The sequence below is a fragment of the Paraclostridium dentum genome (genome assembly GCF_012922555.1).
Classification (GTDB): Bacteria; Bacillota; Clostridia; order Peptostreptococcales; family Peptostreptococcaceae; genus Paraclostridium; species Paraclostridium dentum.
This window is the reverse complement of the sequence record NZ_WIPK01000003.1, coordinates 1-18,547: the sequence shown is the minus strand read 5'-3', so window position 1 is coordinate 18,547 and position 18,547 is coordinate 1. Positions and strand designations below refer to the sequence as shown.

Genomic DNA, 18,547 nt, shown 5'->3' with positions numbered 1-18,547 from the left:
TAAGGTATGACAAATCGTCACACCTTATTTATTTTTATCTATTAAAGTCGCTAACTTCTTTGTAAACTCTTTTGCTGCATCATATCCCATACGCTTTTGTCTAAAGTTCATAGCTGCAACTTCCAAAATCATAGCTGTATTTCTTCCTGGTTTTACTGGAACTATTAGTTTTTCTACATCTATTCCTAATATTTCCTCATACTCTTTATCTAATCCTAGTCTATCATAATAAGTCTTATCATTCCAAGATTCTAATCGTATAACTAAATCTATAACCTTAGAATCTTTAACAGCACCTATTCCATACATGCTTCTTACATCTATTATACCTATTCCTCTTATTTCCATAAAGTGTCTTAATACTTCTGGAGCTTGTCCCATAAGTATATTCTCATCAACTTTAGTTATTTCTACTGCATCATCTGCTATTAATCTATGTCCTCTTTGAACTAGTTCTAACGCTGTTTCTGATTTACCAACACTACTTTCCCCTCTTATTAACACTCCAACTCCAAATACATCAACTAAAACCCCATGTATAGTAGTTGTAGGAGATAATTTTGAGTCTAGGTAATTAGATAATTTATTTATTAATCTTGTAGTATTACGCTTTGTTGCTAAAACTACTCTATTATGTTTTTTAGCCATTTCTATAACATCATCTTTTACTGTTAAACCCCTAGAAACTATTAAAGCTGGAACTTCATAACTAAAAAATTTATCTAGAACCGACCTTCTCACATTCTTATCCATATGACTAAAATAAGTGTATTCTGTTCTTCCTACTATTTGGATTCTATCATAAGTAAAGTGTTCAAAATAACCTGCAAACTGTAAACCTGGTCTGTGTATATCTTGATAGTGAACATAATATTCTACATCATCAGGTAAATTTACTACTTCTAAATCTAAATCTTTTATTAATTGCCTAATTGAAACTGACTTTTCACTTCTCTCATTATCTATTTCCATTGTGTAATTTACTCCTTTATAAAAGTTATTTGTTGTTAAAAAATTTAAATACACTTTCTGCTGAAGACTTATTCATTCCCTCTACTTCTAATAAATCTTCGAAACTAGCAACTTTTATTTCTTCTATGCTTTTAAAGTGACTCAATAATGCTTTCTTTCTTTTTTCTCCTATTCCTTGTATATCATCTAACACTGATTTTGTCAAAGATTTATTCCTTAAACTTCTATGATATGAAATAGCATAGTTGTGAACCTCTTCTTGTATGCTTGCTACAAATCTATACAAATTAGATGTTTTATCGAGTTCTATTTCTTTTTCCTGGGAAATTAATCCTTTTGTTCTATGTTTATCGTCTTTATACATGCCCCATAGAGGAATATTGACACCATATCTGTCTAAAACTTTTTTAACTGCGCTTACTTGACCTTTTCCCCCATCTAACAGTATTAAATCTGGAAAGTTTTCATACTTCATTCTTCTTTCCACTATTTCTGCCATAGAGTCATAATCATTTGGACCTTCAACTGTTTTTATCTTATATCTTCTATACTCTTTTTTATCCTTTTTACCATCTGTAAATACAACCATTGATCCAATAGAATCTACACCTTGTATATTTGATATATCAAATGATTCTATTCGTTTTGGTGTATCTTTCAACCCTAAAATATTTTTAAGTTCTTCAAGAGCACCTATACTCTTTTGATACTTTAATTTATTTAGATTTGAGAACTTTTCTAGATATTCAATAGCATTTTTTCTAACCATTTCTATCAAGTTCTTCTTGTCACCCTTCTGAGGAACCTTTATGTTTACCTTTTGACCTTTTTTATCTGTTAACCATTCTTCTAAAACAAAACTATCTTCTATCTCATCTTCTATTATAATTTCTTTAGGTATATAATCTTGAGATATATAAAACTGTTTAACAAAAGATGATAAAATAGATTTACGAGAACTATCCATAACACCTTCTAAAATAAAATGTTCTCTTCCTACTATTTTTCCATTTCTTATAAAAAACACTTGTACACAAGCTTCGTCATGTGCTCTTGCCATAGCTATTATATCTTGATTTAAATCTGAAGTTCCTGAGTCTATTTTTTGTTTTTGAACCATATCTTCTAAACTTCTAATTTTATCTCTATAAATTGCTGCATCTTCAAAATTAAAATCCATTGCACATTTATTCATTTTTTCTTTTAAAATTTCTATTAATCTTTCTTCTTTTCCAGATAAAAACAAAATTACTTCCTCTATCATTTTATTATATTCTTCTTTACTTACTTCACCTGTGCATGGTCCTATACATTTTTTAATATGTTTATTTAAACATGGGCGAACTTTATTTGCTATTGCTTTTTCTATATCTATATTACATGTTCTTATAGGATACGTATTTCTTATTATCTCAAGAGTATCATTTACAGCAGTTATATTTGTATATGGCCCAAAATATTTAGCCTTATCCTTTAAAACCTTTCTTACTTTTAAAACCCTTGGATAATCTTCATTTACAGTTACTTTTATATATGGGTATGTCTTATCATCTCTAAGAAGCACATTATACTTAGGTCTGTATTGCTTTATCAAATTACATTCTAAAATTAATGCTTCTAATTCTGAATCTGTTATTATATATTCAAATTTGGCAATGTTCTTCACCATTGATTTTACTTTCGATGTATGATTTTTAGAGGATTGGAAATATTGCCTTACTCTATTTTTAAGAGATATAGCTTTTCCAACATATATAATCTTATCATTTTCATTTTTCATTAAATAAACCCCAGGTTCTGCTGGAAGCTTTTTTAACTGTTCTTGTATATCAAACATTATTTCACCTCGGCTTTAATTTATAATAAAATTATACCCTAAATTACATTCAAATAATAAGATATTTAAAGTAAGTCTTAAAATAATTAAAGAAGGATAAATACAAGTTTTAATAACTTTAAAAGCCTTTTATAGCTTAAAGTCTACCTTATATTTATCCTTCTAATTTAAATTACTTTATATTCAAATTTTTTATTTCTTTGCTTTTCCTCCATTAACTTGTAAGAAATATGTTCCTGCAGATTCTCTTGTTTTAAACTCTGGAGAATCTTTGTATTTATCAACATTTTCAGAAGTTAATCCTACTATATCTATAGATCCTGTCTCATATAAATTAAGAGCTGCATTTGCATCTTTAACTATCTTAGTATTTACTTTATCTATCTTAACTGAGCTTGCATCCCAATAATCTGGATTTTTACTCATTGTAAATACATCTTCTATTTTCCAATTGCTTAATGTAAATGGTCCATTATAGTATATCTTATCTGCCGCAGTTCCGTACTCACTTCCGAATTCTTTTACAGCCTTTTCATTTTGTGGTAAGAATGATTTGAAGAACATTAAACTATCAAAATAGTGAACTGGTCTTACTAAATCTACTTTTAATGTATAATCATCTACTGCTTTTATTCCTACACCATCTGCATTATCTGTTTTTCCTAAATTGAAATCTTTAGCTCCTACTATATCATACATAATGAATCCGTAAGTTGATGCTGTAGCTGGATCTAAAGTTCTCTTCCATGAATATTCAAAGTCTTTAGCCGTTACTGGGTCTCCATTTGACCATTTAGCATCTTTTCTTAAATGGAAAGTCCATGACTTACCGTCTTCTGACTTTTCCCATTTCTCAGCAGTTCCTGGAATTAGCTTACCATCTTTATCTTGTTTAACTAATCCTTCCATAGTATTCATCAATACTTCTGATGAAACTGTATCTGTAGCCTTACTTATATCCAATGTAGGTATATCTGATGTAAGAGATAAGTTAAGTTCTTTTTTACCTTCTCCTAATTCTACCCAGTTATATATTGCATCAACTCCAAAAGTTGGAGTAAGTCTTCCACTTACATATGGTTTTTGAAGGTAAGATACACCTTTTTGGTAAAGAGGAGATAAGAATCCATCTTCTAACATCATCTTTTCAGCTTTTGCATATTTTTCCCAACTTTCTTTTTGACTTCCAGCTGTTTTACCTTCTTCTAAAAGTTTATCATATTCTGGATTACTATATCCTGTGTTCTTAGCATATTGTAATCCACTTTGCATAGTCTCTAAGAATGTTAGTGGGTCTGGGTAATCTGGTGACCACCCTGAATGAGTAAGTTGGAAATCTCCCTTTTCTTCTAATGCAAGTTTTTGTTTAAATGGCTGTACTTTTATCTCTACTTTTAATCCTGGTAATGCATTTTGAAGTTCTGCTTGCATAAACTCAACTTCTTTTTTAGCACTTTCTGAGTCAAATGATAATAATTCTAATGTTACAGTATCAAATCCAACCTCTTCTTTAGCTTTTTCCCATAGTTTAGTTGCTTCTTCTTTGTTGTATTTATAACCCATGTCTCCAGCTACTTCTCTATAATCCTTGCCATCTTCATTAAAAGCTAATTTTTCTGCAACTATATAGTCAGCTGCTGTACATCCATTATTTATTATTGTGTCACATAGAGTTTCTTTGTCTATAGCCATAGATATAGCTGCTCTTGCATTTTTGTTAGCAAGCACTTCATATGGATCTCCTGCTGCTCCACTTCCTGATGAAGAACCACCACTGTTACTACATCCAACCATACTCATTACAGTTATTGCTGCAGTAGCACTCATTAAGGCCATTTTCTTTTTAAAAACCATTGAATTACCTCCCCAAATAAGTTAATTTTTAAGTACTTTTGTGATAATGCATATATATGTTTTTATATTATATGTGCCTAAATTTGTCCTTAATTCCTAGATTTATATTTTTATAATAAAATAGCAGGAATATATAACTTTTGATACATTCCTGCTATTTTAAATTTTAACTAAAGATTACTTACTAGCACCTTTACCTCCATTTATTTGGAAGAAGTTTACTGAAGCTTTTAATGTTGTTTTAAATTCTGGAGAATCTTTGTATTTATCAACATTTTCAGAATTTAATATTGCTATATCTATAGATCCTGTTTCATATAAGTTAAGAGCTGCATTTGCATCTTTAACTATCTTAGTATTTATTTTATCTATCTTAACTGAACTTGCATCCCAGTAATTAGGGTTTTTACTCATTGTGTACATATCTTCTATTTTCCAGTTGCTTAGTGTAAATGGTCCATTATAAACAACCTTATCTGATGCAGTTCCGTACTCACTTCCAAACTCTTTTATAGCTTTTTCATTTTGTGGTAAGAATGATTTGAAGAACATTAAACTATCAAAGTAGTGAACTGGTCTTACTAGATCTACTTTTAATGTATAATCATCTACTGCTTTTATTCCTACTCCATCTGCATTATCAGTTTTTCCTAAGTTGTAATCTTTCGCACCTACTATATCATACATAATGAATCCATAAGTTGATGCTGTTGCTGGGTCTAAAGTTCTTTTCCATGAGTATTCAAAATCTTTAGCTGTTACTGGATCTCCATTTGACCATTTAGCATCTTTTCTTAAATGGAAAGTCCATGATTTACCATCTTCTGATTTTTCCCACTTCTCAGCAACTCCTGGAGCTAACTTACCATCTTTATCTTGTTTAACTAAGCCTTCCATAGTATTCATAAGTACTTCTGATGAAACTGTGTCTTCAGCTTTACTTATATCTAATGTAGGTATATCTGAAGTATTTGTTATGTTAAGTTCTTTTTTACCTTCACCTAATTCTACCCAATTGTATATTGCTGGAACTCCAAACGATGGAGTAAGTCTTCCGCTTACATACGGTTTTTGTAAATATGAAGATCCTTGTTGTACCAATGGAACTAGGTATGCATCATCTAACATCATTTTTTCAGCTTCTGCATATTTAGCCCAACTCGCATCTTGAGTTTCTGAATTTTTAGCTTCTTCTATAAGCTTATTATATTCATCATTTTTATAACTTGTATTTTTAGCATATTGTATTCCTGGTTGCATAGTTTCTAAGAATGTTAATGGATCTGGATAATCTGGATTCCAAGATGCATAAGATAAATCAAAATCGCCTTTACTTTCTAAATCAAGTTTTTGTTTAAATGGTTGTGACTTTATTTCAACTGTTAATCCTGGAAGAGCACTTTGAAGTTCTGATTGCATAAATTCAGCTGTTCTTTTACTACTTTCAGAATCAAATGATAATAATTCTAATTTTACTGTATCAAAGCCAACTTCTTCTTTAGCTTTTTCCCATAGTTTAGCAGCTTCTTCTTTGTTGTGCTCATATCCCATTTTTCCAGCTACTTCTCTATAATCTTTGCCCGCTTCATTATATGCTAATTTTTCCGCTACATAGTATGACGCCGGTATTGTTCCATTATTTAATATAGTATCGCACATTGCTTGTCTATCAACCGACATAGCAATTGCAGCTCTAGCATTTTTATTCGCAAGAACATCTGATACTTTACCTTCCCCTTTTCCTGTGCTGCTGCCTCCACCAGATGTATTCCCTCCTGTGCTACTACATCCAACTAACGCCATAACAGCTATTGCAGATGTTGCACACATTACAGCCATTTTTTTCTTTAAAACCATAACACATCCCCCTTATTGGTTATTTCAACCATATTAATTTATTAATTTACATTATAGGATAATTTTTTTAAAATGTCATTATTTTTTGAATATTTATTTTTTAGACATACTTTATTTTTTGTCATGCAAATTACATTTTATTATGCTCATATTAATTTATATTAATTAAAATTAGACTTTATTCAATAAAACCCTTTAATTAAATTTTTTAAATATTGTAAATTTTTTATATAAATTATTGTTTTTTTTGCAAAACCGTACTAATATTATAATAAAACTAATTTCAGTACCGTTATAAATTTAAAATCGGATGGGAGGATTAATATTTTGAAAAAATTTAATATGTTAATTATATTAAATTTAGTTATAAGTTTTTCATATTGTTTTTTTAATGGTTTTGAAAGATTTTCTTTTATAAATTCATCTTTCATGATAGGACTATTTTATTTAACACTAGGAATTTTCTTTTATGTTACAGAACAAGGTTTTTTTAATTTAACAATTTATGCATATAATAAAGTTTGTAATCAAATTCAAAAAAGCAGAGGCTTGTTGTCTGAAGGAAATATAGATATAGATGATTATATAAAAAGAAGATACCATTTTACTAACACAAATTCACTTTTATCATCAGGTTTAATCATATCTTTAAGCACGTTAATAATAAGTTTCACAATTTATTCATAAGTTTACATAATGCATCATAAACTTAATAAAACTACATTTCAAATAGTTTCAAAATTCTGATATTAATACATATCAGAATTTATTTTTAAATTAATACTATTTTATTCAAGGGGGTGTAGCGATGGGTCGCTATATTTTAAAACGTCTTACTCTTATGCTTATGACACTACTAATCGTTATTTCTGTTACATTTTTCTTGGTAAGATTATTACCTGGAAGCCCATTTAACGACGAGAAGTTGAATGCACAACAAGTCGAAATGATTAACAAGCAGTATGGTTTGGATGCACCTGTCCCAGTTCAATATGTAAGATATATGACAGGAGTTTTTACAGGTGATTTAGGAAGATCTTTCAAGTATGACAATAAAAAGGTTGAGGATTTAATAAGTACTCGTTTAAAACCTTCTGCTATGTTAGGTGCTCAAGCGCTAGTAATAGGAAGTGTGGTTGGTTTAACTTTAGGTATAGTAGCTGCACTTAAAAAGAATACTTTCTGGGATTACTTTGCAACTGTAATTTCTGTTTTAGGAGTTTCTGTTCCATCATTCGTTTTAGCCGCACTATTGCAATTGTACTTAACTACACGACATCAAATTTTCCCAGTTACTTGGGGTATGCCTATAGGCTCAGATTTTAGATATGCTTGGACTGTTTTACCATCTATAGCATTAGCATTTTTTTCTATAGCAAGTATAGCTCGTTTTACTAGAACTGAACTTGTTGAAGTTTTAAATGCAGATTATATAGTAACTGCAAAATCTAAAGGTTTAACTAAAGCCGCTGTAATAGTAAAACATGCTTTAAGAAATGCTTTAATACCAGTTGTAACTATGCTTGGACCTTTAACTGTTGGTCTGCTTACTGGTTCTCTAGTTGTTGAAAAAGTTTTCGCTGTTCCTGGATTAGGAGATTTATTAGTATCATCTATAACTACTAATGACCTATTCTGTATATCAGGTGTTTCTATATTCTATAGTGCACTTTATATAGGAGTTATCTTATTAGTTGACATCCTTTATGGAATAATCGATCCTAGAATTCGTGTTGCAGGGGGGAAAGCTTAATGATAGATAAAGTTATTATTGATGGTAAAGAAGTTCAACTTACTGCTGACTTATTTGAAGTCAGTCCTGCTGATATGACTCAGCATGAAGCTATAACTAGACCAAGTTTAACATTTTGGCAAGATGCTAGAAAAAGGCTGTTTAGAAATAAAGGGGCCCTTACAGGTTTAATCATATTATCTATAATATGTTTTCTTACTATATTTGGCCCAATGTTTAATGAATATGCTTATGATCAACAAAATTTACGTCATGCTAAATTACCTCCAAGAATGCCTGTTGTTTCTTCTTTAGGAATCATGGACGGTACTAAAATAGAGAAAAAATTTGATGGAACTCAAGAAAGAGTTGATTCATACAAACAAAAAGGTGTAGAAGATGGAGTTAATCACTGGTTTGGTACAGATGACTTAGGACGTGACTTATGGACTCGTACTTGGACTGGAGCTAGAGTATCTCTTTTTATAGCTATACTAGCTGCTATTTATGATTTATTAATCGGTGTTACTTATGGTGGTGTTTCTGCTTATTACGGTGGAAAAGTAGATATGTATATGCAACGTTTTATTGAAATACTGACTGGTATACCTAGTTTAGTTATACTTACATTATTTATCTTAGTATTTGAACCAGGTGTTTTATCAATGTCCCTTGCAATGGCGATCTCCGGATGGACCGGAATGTCTAGAATAGTTCGTTCTCACGTTCTTAGAATTAAGAATCAAGAGTTCGTTTTAGCTTCTAGAACATTAGGTGCATCTGATAAGAAGATAATTGTAAAACACTTATTCCCTAATATAATAGGGCCCGTAGTTGTTATGATGATGTTCTCATTACCTTCTGCTATATTCTATGAAGCATTCTTAAGTTTTATAGGGTTAGGACTGCAACCTCCATATGCATCATTAGGAGTATTGATAAACGATGGATTTAAACAGTTACAAACAAATCCGTATATGATGTTTATACCTTCAATGGTAATATGTTTATTAATATTTAGTTTAAACTTACTTGCTGATGGATTAAGGGATGCTGTTGACCCTAAAATGCGTAATCAATAGTTAGAAAGGGGATGAGTTTTGTGGAAAAAGAAAAATTGTTACAAGTTAAGAATTTAAAGGTTCACTTCAAAACTTTTGGTGGTGAAGTTCAAGCCGTAAGAAATGTTACTTTTGATCTACATAAAGGAGAAACTCTCGCGATAGTTGGAGAATCAGGTTCTGGTAAATCTGTTGCCTGTAAAACTATTATGAGAATAATGTCTTCAAATGCTATTATAAAAGAAGGCGAAATTTTATTTAACGGAAAAAATTTAGCAAAATTACCAGAAAAAGAAATGGAATCTATAAGGGGTAAAGATATAGCAATGATATTCCAAGACCCTATGACTTCATTAAACCCTACTACTACTATTGGTAAGCAAATAGCAGAAGGTATAATAAAACATCAAGGATTATCTAAAGATGAAGCAATGAAAAAAGCTATTGAACTTATAGACCTTGTTGGTATACCTTTCCCTGAAAAGAGAGCGAAACAATATCCGCATCAATTCTCAGGTGGTATGCGTCAACGTATAGTTATAGCCATTGCTCTTGCTTGTAATCCTAAAATCCTTATAGCGGATGAGCCTACTACAGCTCTTGATGTTACTATACAAGCTCAAATACTAGAACTTATAAAAGATATTCAAAAGAAAACTGGAGTTGCTGTTATATTTATAACTCATGACCTTGGTGTTGTTGCAAATATGGCAGATAGAGTTGCTGTTATGTACGCTGGTAAAATAATAGAAGTCGGTACTTCTGATGATGTATTCTATAATCCTCAACATCCATATACTTGGGGGCTACTAGCTTCTATGCCTAGTTTAGATGTTGGTGAAAATGATTTATATAATATACCAGGTACACCTCCAGATTTAATGAATCCGCCTGAGGGTGATGCTTTTGCCTTACGTAATACAAATGCTCTTAAAATAGATTTTGTTGCAGAGCCTCCTATGTTTAAAATAAGTGAAACTCATAGTGCTGCTACATGGTTATTACACCCTTTAGCTCCTAAAATAGAAAGACCTGCAAGTATAGGAAGAAAGAAGGTGTCTTCAAATGACTAAGAAAAAACTATTAGAAGTTAAAAATCTTAAGCAATACTTTCCAATAGATAAAAGTACAGTTGTAAAAGCTGTTGATGATATAAGTTTTCATATTTATGAAGGTGAAACTTTTGGTCTTGTTGGAGAGTCTGGTTCTGGTAAATCTACTACTGGTAGAGCTATAATAAGATTATATGACCCTACTGCTGGTGAAATAGTATTTGATGGTAAAAATATATCAAGTAAAAAATTAGATAAAAATATTAAATCATTTGTAAATAAAAATATGCAAATGATATTCCAAGATCCTATGGCTTGTCTTAATCCTCGTATGACCGTTATGGATATAATAGCTGAAGGTCTTGATATACATGGATTATGTAAAACAAAGGAGGAAAGAACTAAGACTGTTTATGAATTATTAAGAACTGTTGGATTAAATGAACAACATGCAGGAAGATATCCTCATGAGTTCTCTGGAGGTCAAAGACAGCGTATAGGTATAGCCCGTTCATTAGCTATAGAACCTAAGTTTATAATAGCTGACGAACCTATATCTGCTCTTGATGTTTCTATCCAAGCTCAAGTTGTTAACTTACTTAGAAAGTTGCAAAAAGAAAAAGGCTTAACTTATTTATTTATAGCTCATGACCTTTCAATGGTTAAATATATAAGTGATCGTATTGGAGTTATGCATCACGGAAGATTAGTTGAGTTAACTACTTCTGAAGAACTTTATGCTAATCCTCTACACCCTTATACAAAATCATTGTTATCAGCTATACCACTTCCAGATCCAGAGCATGAAAGACATAGAGTTCGTATAAAATATGATCCTAGTGTTCATGATTATTCTGAACATAAACCTAAATGGGTTGAAATAAGACCAGGACATTTTATTTTCGGTTCTGATCCTGAAATGGAAAAATATGAAAAAGAATTAGCTGATCGAGAAGCTACTAACTAATTAAATTTAAAAAGGAGATGTCTTAAATTTAAGACATCTCCTTTATTTTATTTCTCAAAGTATTTTTTTAAGAATAATCCTGTATATGAACCTGGCTTTTTAGAAACTTCTTCCGGTGTTCCTGTTGCAATTATTTTTCCACCCTTATCTCCACCTTCTGGTCCAAGATCTATTATATAATCACATGTTTTTATAACATCTAAATTATGTTCTATGACAACTATAGTATTTCCTGTATCTGCTAGCCTTTGCAGTACAGTTATTAATTTATCTACATCAGCCATATGAAGTCCTGTCGTTGGCTCATCTAATATATATAAAGTTTTTCCTGTAGCTCTTTTACTTAACTCTGTTGCTAGTTTAATACGTTGAGCTTCTCCTCCTGATAATTGAGTCGATGGTTGTCCTAATTTTATATATGAAAGCCCAACATCCATAAGAGTATCTAATTTTCTTTTTATTGTTGGTATGTTCTCAAAGAAAGCTGAAGCTTCTTCAACATTCATATCTAAAACATCTGATATTGTTTTATCTTTATATTTAACCTGAAGAGTTTCTCTGTTGTATCTTTCTCCCTTACATATTTCACAAGGAACATAAACATCCGGTAAGAAATGCATTTCTATTTTTATTATCCCATCACCTTTACAAGCTTCACATCTTCCACCTTTAACATTAAAACTGAATCTTCCTTTTTGATATCCTCTAGCTTTAGCTTCATTAGTTGATGCAAATAAATCTCTTATTAAATCAAATACACCTGTATAAGTTGCAGGATTTGAACGCGGAGTTCTTCCTATTGGACTTTGATCTATATTTATTATCTTATCTATATTTTCTATTCCTTTTATTTCTTTATGTTTACCTGGCTTATCTCTTAATCTGTTAACTTTTGTAGCTATACCTTTATATAAAATATCATTAATTAATGTACTTTTTCCTGATCCAGATACACCTGTAATACAAGTAAACTTTCCTAATGGAATTTTAGCATTTATATTTTTTAAATTATTTTCTGATGCTTTAACTACCTCTATGAAATTACCATTTCCTTCTCTTGTAGTTTCAGGTATTGGTATAATCTTTTTGCCACTTAAATATTGTCCTGTTAATGAGTTAGGATTTCTAAGTATTTCATCAAGAGCTCCTTCTGCTACTATTTCTCCACCATGAACTCCTGCTCCAGGACCTATATCTACTATATAATCAGCTTCCCTCATTGTATCTTCATCATGTTCTACAACTATAAGAGTATTTCCTATATCAGTTAAATGTCTTAAAGTTTTTATTAATCTGTCATTATCTCTTTGGTGTAATCCTATACTAGGCTCATCTAAAACATATAATACTCCTACAAGAGCTGAACCAATTTGTGTCGCTAATCTAATACGTTGAGCTTCTCCTCCTGATAATGTACCAGCCTTTCTAGATAAGTTTAAATAATCTAGTCCAACATCTCTTAAGAATGATGCTCTAGCTTTTATTTCCTTTAAAATCTCATGAGCTATGAACTTTTGCTTATCTGTTAGGTTTATATTTTCAATATATTCTATAAGCTCATTAACTGAGTAATCAGTTACTTCCATTATATTTTTATTATCTACTAGTACAGATAAAACTTCTTTTCTTAATCTATTTCCTTTACACTTAGGACAAGGTCTTTCTCCCATAAACTCTTCTATTTTTTCTCTAGAATGTTCTGAGTTTGTTTCTCTATATCTTCTCTCTAAGTTTACTATTACACCTTCAAATGGAGCTTTGTATAATCTGTTTCCTCCATACTTTGATTCATATACAAATTCAACCATAACATTATCATGCCCATAAAGTAGCTCTTGAACAAATTCTTCAGGTAAATCTTTAAATGGAGTAGCTAAATCCACATTAAATTTTTCAGCTAAACTCTTTACCATTTTACTATAGTAAGTATCATCATTAGTTCCAACTGAACCCCAAGCAGCTATAGCCCCTTGTTTTATAGAAAGTTCTTTATTTGGAACTACTAGATCTGGATCAACCTCTTTACTCTCACCTAATCCATTACATGTGTCACAAGCTCCAAAAGGACTGTTGAAAGAGAACATTCTAGGAGATAACTCCTCTATTCCTATACCATGTTCTGGGCATGCAAATTTAGTTGAATAAAGAATTTCTTCTCCATCTATTATTTGAGCTATAACTAAACCTTCAGATAGCTTTACAGCAGTTTCTATAGAATCAGCTAATCTATTTTCTATACCATCTTTCATCACAATTCTATCAACTACTACCTCTATATTATGTTTTTGGTTTTTATTTAAATCTATTTCATCTGTAACTTCATAATTAGTTCCATCTACTCTTAATCTTACAAATCCCTCTTTTTTTATGTTTTCAATAACTTTCTTATGCGTTCCCTTTTGGCCTCTAACTACAGGTGATAATATTTGTAACTTAGTTCTTTCTGGGAAATCCATCATCTTATCTACTATTTCTTGTACTGTCATTTGACTTATCTTTTTCCCACATGTTGGGCAATATACTTCGCCGACTCTTGCAAATAATAATCTTAAATAATCATATATTTCTGTTACTGTACCTACTGTAGAACGAGGATTTTTTGATGTTGTTTTCTGATCTATTGATATAGCTGGTGATAATCCTTCAATATACTCTACATTAGGTTTTTCCATTTGACCTAAGAATTGTCTAGCATATGCAGATAGACTCTCTACGTATCTTCTTTGTCCTTCTGCATATATAGTGTCAAAAGCTAAAGATGATTTCCCCGATCCTGAAAGACCAGTAAAAACAATAAATTTATCTCTAGGCAAAGTTAAATCTACATTTTTTAAATTATGCTCTTTAGCTCCTTTTATTATAATTTTATCATTCATATACTTTTTCCTTTCATACTCAACTTTATAAGTAATTAATTTAATTTATCTTCTAATTCTTTTATCTTATCTCTTAATTGTGCGGCTCTCTCAAATTGAAGATTTTGTGCAGCTTCCATCATTTCTACTTTAAGATTTTCTATTGATTCTCTTATACTATCTTCATTATTTTCATTTATATCTCCATAAACAGCTTCTTCATCTGCAACGACCGTTGCTTCTATTCCTTTTCTTATTCCTTTTTGAATTGTTGTCGGAACAATATTATTAACCTCATTATAATGCATCTGTATTTCTCTTCTTCTCTTTGTCTCTTCTATAGCACTTTGCATAGATCTAGTTATCTTATCTGCATACATTATAACTTTTCCATTTGAATTTCTAGCTGCTCTACCTATAGTTTGTATAAGAGAAGTTTCTGATCTTAGGAAACCTTCTTTATCAGCATCTAGTATTGCAACTAGCGAAACTTCTGGGATATCTAAACCTTCTCTTAATAAGTTTATACCCACTAATACGTCAAATTTACCTAATCTTAAATCCCTTATTATTTCTATTCTTTCTAATGTATCTATGTCTGAATGTAAGTACTTAACTTTAATCCCTATATCTTTAAGATAATTAGTCAAATCCTCACTCATCTTTTTAGTTAAAGTAGTTATAAGAACTCTTTCTCCTTTTTCTGTAATAGAGTTTATTTCTCCAACTAAATTATCAATTTGATTATTTATAGGTCTTACTTCAATTATTGGATCTAAAAGTCCAGTAGGTCTTATTATTTGTTCTGCTATTGTAGTTGAATGTTCTATTTCATAAGGTCCTGGAGTTGCAGTTACAAATAGTATTTGATTTATATTCTCCTCAAATTCATTAAAGTTTAAAGGTCTATTATCATAAGCTGAAGGTAATCTAAAACCATTATCTATAAGAGACGATTTTCTTGACCTATCGCCTGCATACATACCTCTTACTTGAGGAACTGTTACGTGAGATTCATCAACTATGATTAAAAAGTCATCTGGGAAGAAGTCCATTAATGTATATGGTTTTTCTCCCGGTTCTCTTCCTGTTATATGTCTAGAATAATTTTCTATCCCCTGGCAGAACCCTATCTCTTTTAACATTTCTATATCATATCTAGTTCTTTGGTCTATTCTTTGTGCTTCAACTAATTTATCATTTTCTTTAAAATAATCTACTCTATCTTTCAATTCTTTTTGAATGTCAATTATTGCTTTATCTATTCTTTCTGGTGTTGTAACATAGTGAGATGCCGGGAATATAACTACATGATTTCTAAGCCCTACAAGTTTTCCTGTTAAATAGTCTATCTCTGTTATTCTATCTATTTCATCTCCAAAAAATTCTATTCTAATAGCTCTTTCATCGGTATTAGCTGGGAATATCTCTAGAATATCACCTCTAACTCTAAAAGTTCCACGTGTGAAATTAACATCATTTCTTTCATATTGTATCTCTATTAATTTTTTTATGATTTCATCTCTATCTTTCTCCATACCTGGTCTTAAAGAAACCATAAGTTTTTTATAATCTTCTGGATCCCCTAATCCATATATACATGATACAGAAGAAATTATTATACAATCTCTTCTTTCTAAAACTGCAGCAGTTGCTGAATGTCGTAATTTATCTATCTCATCATTTATACTTGCATCTTTTTCTATATACGTATCACTATGTGCTACATAGGCCTCAGGTTGATAATAATCATAGTAACTTACAAAATACTCAACCGCATTCTCTGGGAAAAATTCCTTAAACTCACTATAAAGTTGTGCTGCTAAAGTTTTATTATGAGCTATTATTAAAGTAGGCTTATTTACGTTTTTTATTATATTAGCCATGGTAAAAGTCTTTCCTGATCCCGTAACTCCAAGTAATGTATTGAACTTTTCATTTCTATTTAAAGCATCTGTAATTTTATCTATAGCTTCAGGTTGGTCACCTGTAGGCTTATATTCCGATTGAATTTTAAATTCCACAATATCCACTCCTAACCGAACATTAGTTCACATTATAATATCTTAATTATAACATAGGTTTTAAATTTTTTTCACTCTATATTAATATTCTCTTATTTAAAGTATTTTAAATATTTTTATTTAAAAATTTACTTCATTTGAGATAGTGTTTATGGAAATTACTTAATATTCCTAAATTTAAAGTTTTAAATATATACTCCATAAACTAATTTACCCATTATCTAGGCAGCTTTCTCCATTGTTTAAAAATCTTTTTAAATAAAAATATTACTATTTTATAGATAATTTTATATATTATAAATGAATTTTCATTAACTAAAATTTACATAAATAAAAAGAGATATCTTTATATAAAGATATCTCTTTTTATTTATGTAAATTATTTCCTTAAATTTTTAACTTGTTCTAAAATCTTTATATCTTCCTCGTTTGTTGGTTCTTCTAGTACTATATTATGAGGCATCTTAGCTCCATTTTCATCTACACATACAAAAGTTAAAAATCCTTCAACTATAATACTTCCATCTCTAATAACTTTTCCATAAACAGTCAAACTAGTTTTACCAGCATATACAATTGCTGATTTTATTTTTATAATATCACCTTTTTTTATAGGTTTTGTAAATTTAACTTCATGTACTTTTAAACAAACTAAATTTTCAGGATGTCCATATTCATTTGCTACTGTTATAAAACAACTCTCAACAAACCACTCTGTCATCCTTCCTGCAAATAATGTCCCATGGTGATTTAAATCTTCACTTTTAACAAGTCTATGTGTATCGTAAAACTCCATATAAATACCCCCCTGGTATATCTTAGTTAATGTATAAGACTTTTCTTATATACTAATTATACTATACGTAAAAATAGCAATATACAACATGTTTTTTGTTAAATTTTTTTTACAAACATTTATAAAAAAATGAGGCCTCTATGGGGGATAGAGACCTCTTAAATGGGGGAGATTGAGTATTTATTTATACTTATATAATGTCCGATTCTAAGATTTATATACATTATTTTAAAACTTTTTTATTTATTTTTATTTAAGCGTAGTCTTTTTATATTTTACACATCAAAAAAGTGGTTAGTATTAAGTTACAATGCAGAAGTCATTTTAAAGCATCTTTCCTTATCATTTAACTCATACAGTACAAGCGTAATTCTTCTTTATTTTACACAATAAAAAGTGGTTAAGGTTTAGTTTGCAATGCCGAGGTCATTCAAAGCATTTTCTCTTATCATTTAATCCACTCTCGTACAAGTGTAATTCTTTTATATTTTACACATCAAAAAAGTGGTTGATATTTAGTTTGCAGCGAAGTGGTCATTTAAAGCATCTTTTCAGCTTTATGACCCAAGCGCAAACTAAATATCAACCACACTACAATTTCCGTAAAATAAAAAAGATTACGCGGCTACGTCCTACTCTCCCAGGCAGCTTCCCACCAAGTACCATCGGCGCTAAAGAGCTTAACTTCTGTGTTCGGAATGGGAACAGGTGTATCCTCTTTGCTGTAATAACCGCATAATCTTTATTTAGAGTTAGTACTCTAAAAACTGAATAACATTTATAAGATTAAATAATCTTGGTCAAGTCCTCGATCTATTAGTATCGGTAAGCTACATACATTGCTGCACTTACACCTCCGACCTATCAACCAGGTAGTCTTCCTGGGATCTTACCCTTACGGTGGGAAATCTTATCTTGAAGTTGGCTTCGCGCTTAGATGCTTTCAGCGCTTATCCATTCCGTACATAGCTACCCAGCCATGCCCTTGGCAGAACAACTGGTACACCAGAGGTACGTCCATCCCGGTCCTCTCGTACTAAGGACAGGTCTCCTCAAATTTCCTACGCCTGCGACGGATAGGGACCGAACTGTCTCACGACGTTCTGAACCCAGCTCGCGTACCACTTTAATGGGCGAACAGCCCAACCCTTGGGACCTACTACAGCCCCAGGATGTGATGAGCCGACATCGAGGTGCCAAACCTCCCCGTCGATGTGGACTCTTGGGGGAGATAAGCCTGTTATCCCCAGGGTAGCTTTTATCCGTTGAGCGATGGCCCTTCCATGCGGAACCACCGGATCACTAAGTCCGACTTTCGTCCTTGCTCGACCTGTATGTCTTGCAATCAAGCTCTCTTCTGCCTTTACACTCTACGCACGATTTCCGACCGTGCTGAGAGAACCTTTGAGCGCCTCCGTTACTCTTTGGGAGGCGACCGCCCCAGTCAAACTGCCCACCTGACAGTGTCCCAATACCTGATTCAAGGTATCTGGTTAGAATCTCAGTACTACAAGGGTGGTATCCCAAGGATGGCTCCACC

At 31.2% G+C, this 18,547-nt stretch carries 12 protein-coding genes and 2 rRNA genes; 5 read left to right on the top strand and 9 right to left on the bottom strand.

From position 1 onward, the window contains the following. Positions 1-24 precede the first annotated feature (24 nt). The 4 genes from hprK to GFJ41_RS07660 all read right to left on the bottom strand — a co-directional run bounded on the left by hprK (position 25) and on the right by GFJ41_RS07660 (position 6,520). The gene (gene hprK / locus GFJ41_RS07675; protein WP_021430144.1) at positions 25-972 is read right to left on the bottom strand and encodes an HPr(Ser) kinase/phosphatase; all 948 of its coding nucleotides are present in this window, start codon (positions 970-972) and stop codon (positions 25-27) included. A 25-nt stretch (positions 973-997) separates the two neighbouring features. After that, complete coding sequence (gene uvrC / locus GFJ41_RS07670) at positions 998-2,809, bottom strand: excinuclease ABC subunit UvrC (RefSeq protein ID WP_035117198.1); 1,812 nt, start codon at positions 2,807-2,809, stop codon at positions 998-1,000. A gap of 192 nt (positions 2,810-3,001) precedes the next feature. Next, on the bottom strand, positions 3,002-4,663 hold the full coding sequence (locus GFJ41_RS07665; RefSeq protein WP_085282918.1) for an ABC transporter substrate-binding protein: 1,662 nt from the start codon (positions 4,661-4,663) through the stop codon (positions 3,002-3,004). A 177-nt stretch (positions 4,664-4,840) separates the two neighbouring features. Continuing rightward, positions 4,841-6,520, bottom strand: a complete 1,680-nt coding sequence (locus GFJ41_RS07660) for an ABC transporter substrate-binding protein (RefSeq protein WP_052169216.1) — start codon at positions 6,518-6,520, stop codon at positions 4,841-4,843. 327 nt (positions 6,521-6,847) lie between these two features. Here GFJ41_RS07660 and GFJ41_RS07655 point away from each other — a divergent pair, with 327 nt between their 5' ends. From GFJ41_RS07655 to GFJ41_RS07635, 5 genes are all read left to right on the top strand, one after another. Next, positions 6,848-7,207, top strand: coding sequence for a DUF3899 domain-containing protein (locus tag GFJ41_RS07655; RefSeq protein WP_035117199.1), 360 nt, complete (start codon positions 6,848-6,850; stop codon positions 7,205-7,207). A 121-nt stretch (positions 7,208-7,328) separates the two neighbouring features. Further along, on the top strand, positions 7,329-8,273 hold the full coding sequence (locus GFJ41_RS07650) for an ABC transporter permease (protein ID WP_021430151.1): 945 nt from the start codon (positions 7,329-7,331) through the stop codon (positions 8,271-8,273). Further along, a complete protein-coding gene (gene opp3C, locus GFJ41_RS07645) occupies positions 8,273-9,334 on the top strand; it encodes an oligopeptide ABC transporter permease (protein WP_170075024.1) in 1,062 nt (353 codons plus the stop codon). Before GFJ41_RS07650 ends, opp3C begins: the two co-directional genes overlap by 1 nt. 11 nt (positions 9,335-9,345) lie before the next feature. Continuing rightward, positions 9,346-10,386, top strand: coding sequence for an ABC transporter ATP-binding protein (locus tag GFJ41_RS07640; RefSeq protein WP_035117200.1), 1,041 nt, complete (start codon positions 9,346-9,348; stop codon positions 10,384-10,386). Next, entirely contained in the window at positions 10,379-11,332 is a 954-nt protein-coding gene (locus tag GFJ41_RS07635) for an ABC transporter ATP-binding protein (RefSeq protein WP_021430148.1), read from the top strand. The genes GFJ41_RS07640 and GFJ41_RS07635 overlap by 8 nt, the downstream gene beginning before the upstream one ends. 47 nt (positions 11,333-11,379) lie before the next feature. Here the strand turns inward: GFJ41_RS07635 and uvrA are convergent, their stop codons facing one another. The 5 genes from uvrA to GFJ41_RS07610 all read right to left on the bottom strand — a co-directional run. Continuing rightward, the gene (gene uvrA / locus GFJ41_RS07630) at positions 11,380-14,208 is read right to left on the bottom strand and encodes an excinuclease ABC subunit UvrA (protein ID WP_035117201.1); all 2,829 of its coding nucleotides are present in this window, start codon (positions 14,206-14,208) and stop codon (positions 11,380-11,382) included. A gap of 35 nt (positions 14,209-14,243) precedes the next feature. Beyond that, a complete protein-coding gene (gene uvrB / locus GFJ41_RS07625; protein WP_150886705.1) occupies positions 14,244-16,211 on the bottom strand; it encodes an excinuclease ABC subunit UvrB in 1,968 nt (655 codons plus the stop codon). Positions 16,212-16,590: 379 nt separating this feature from the next. Then, positions 16,591-17,007: an acyl-CoA thioesterase gene (locus tag GFJ41_RS07620; protein WP_035117202.1), complete on the bottom strand. Its 417-nt coding sequence runs from the start codon at positions 17,005-17,007 to the stop codon at positions 16,591-16,593. Positions 17,008-17,626: 619 nt separating this feature from the next. Then, positions 17,627-17,743, bottom strand: a 5S ribosomal RNA gene (gene rrf / locus GFJ41_RS07615). 60 nt (positions 17,744-17,803) lie between these two features. After that, positions 17,804-18,547, bottom strand: a 23S ribosomal RNA gene (locus tag GFJ41_RS07610); the annotation flags it as partial.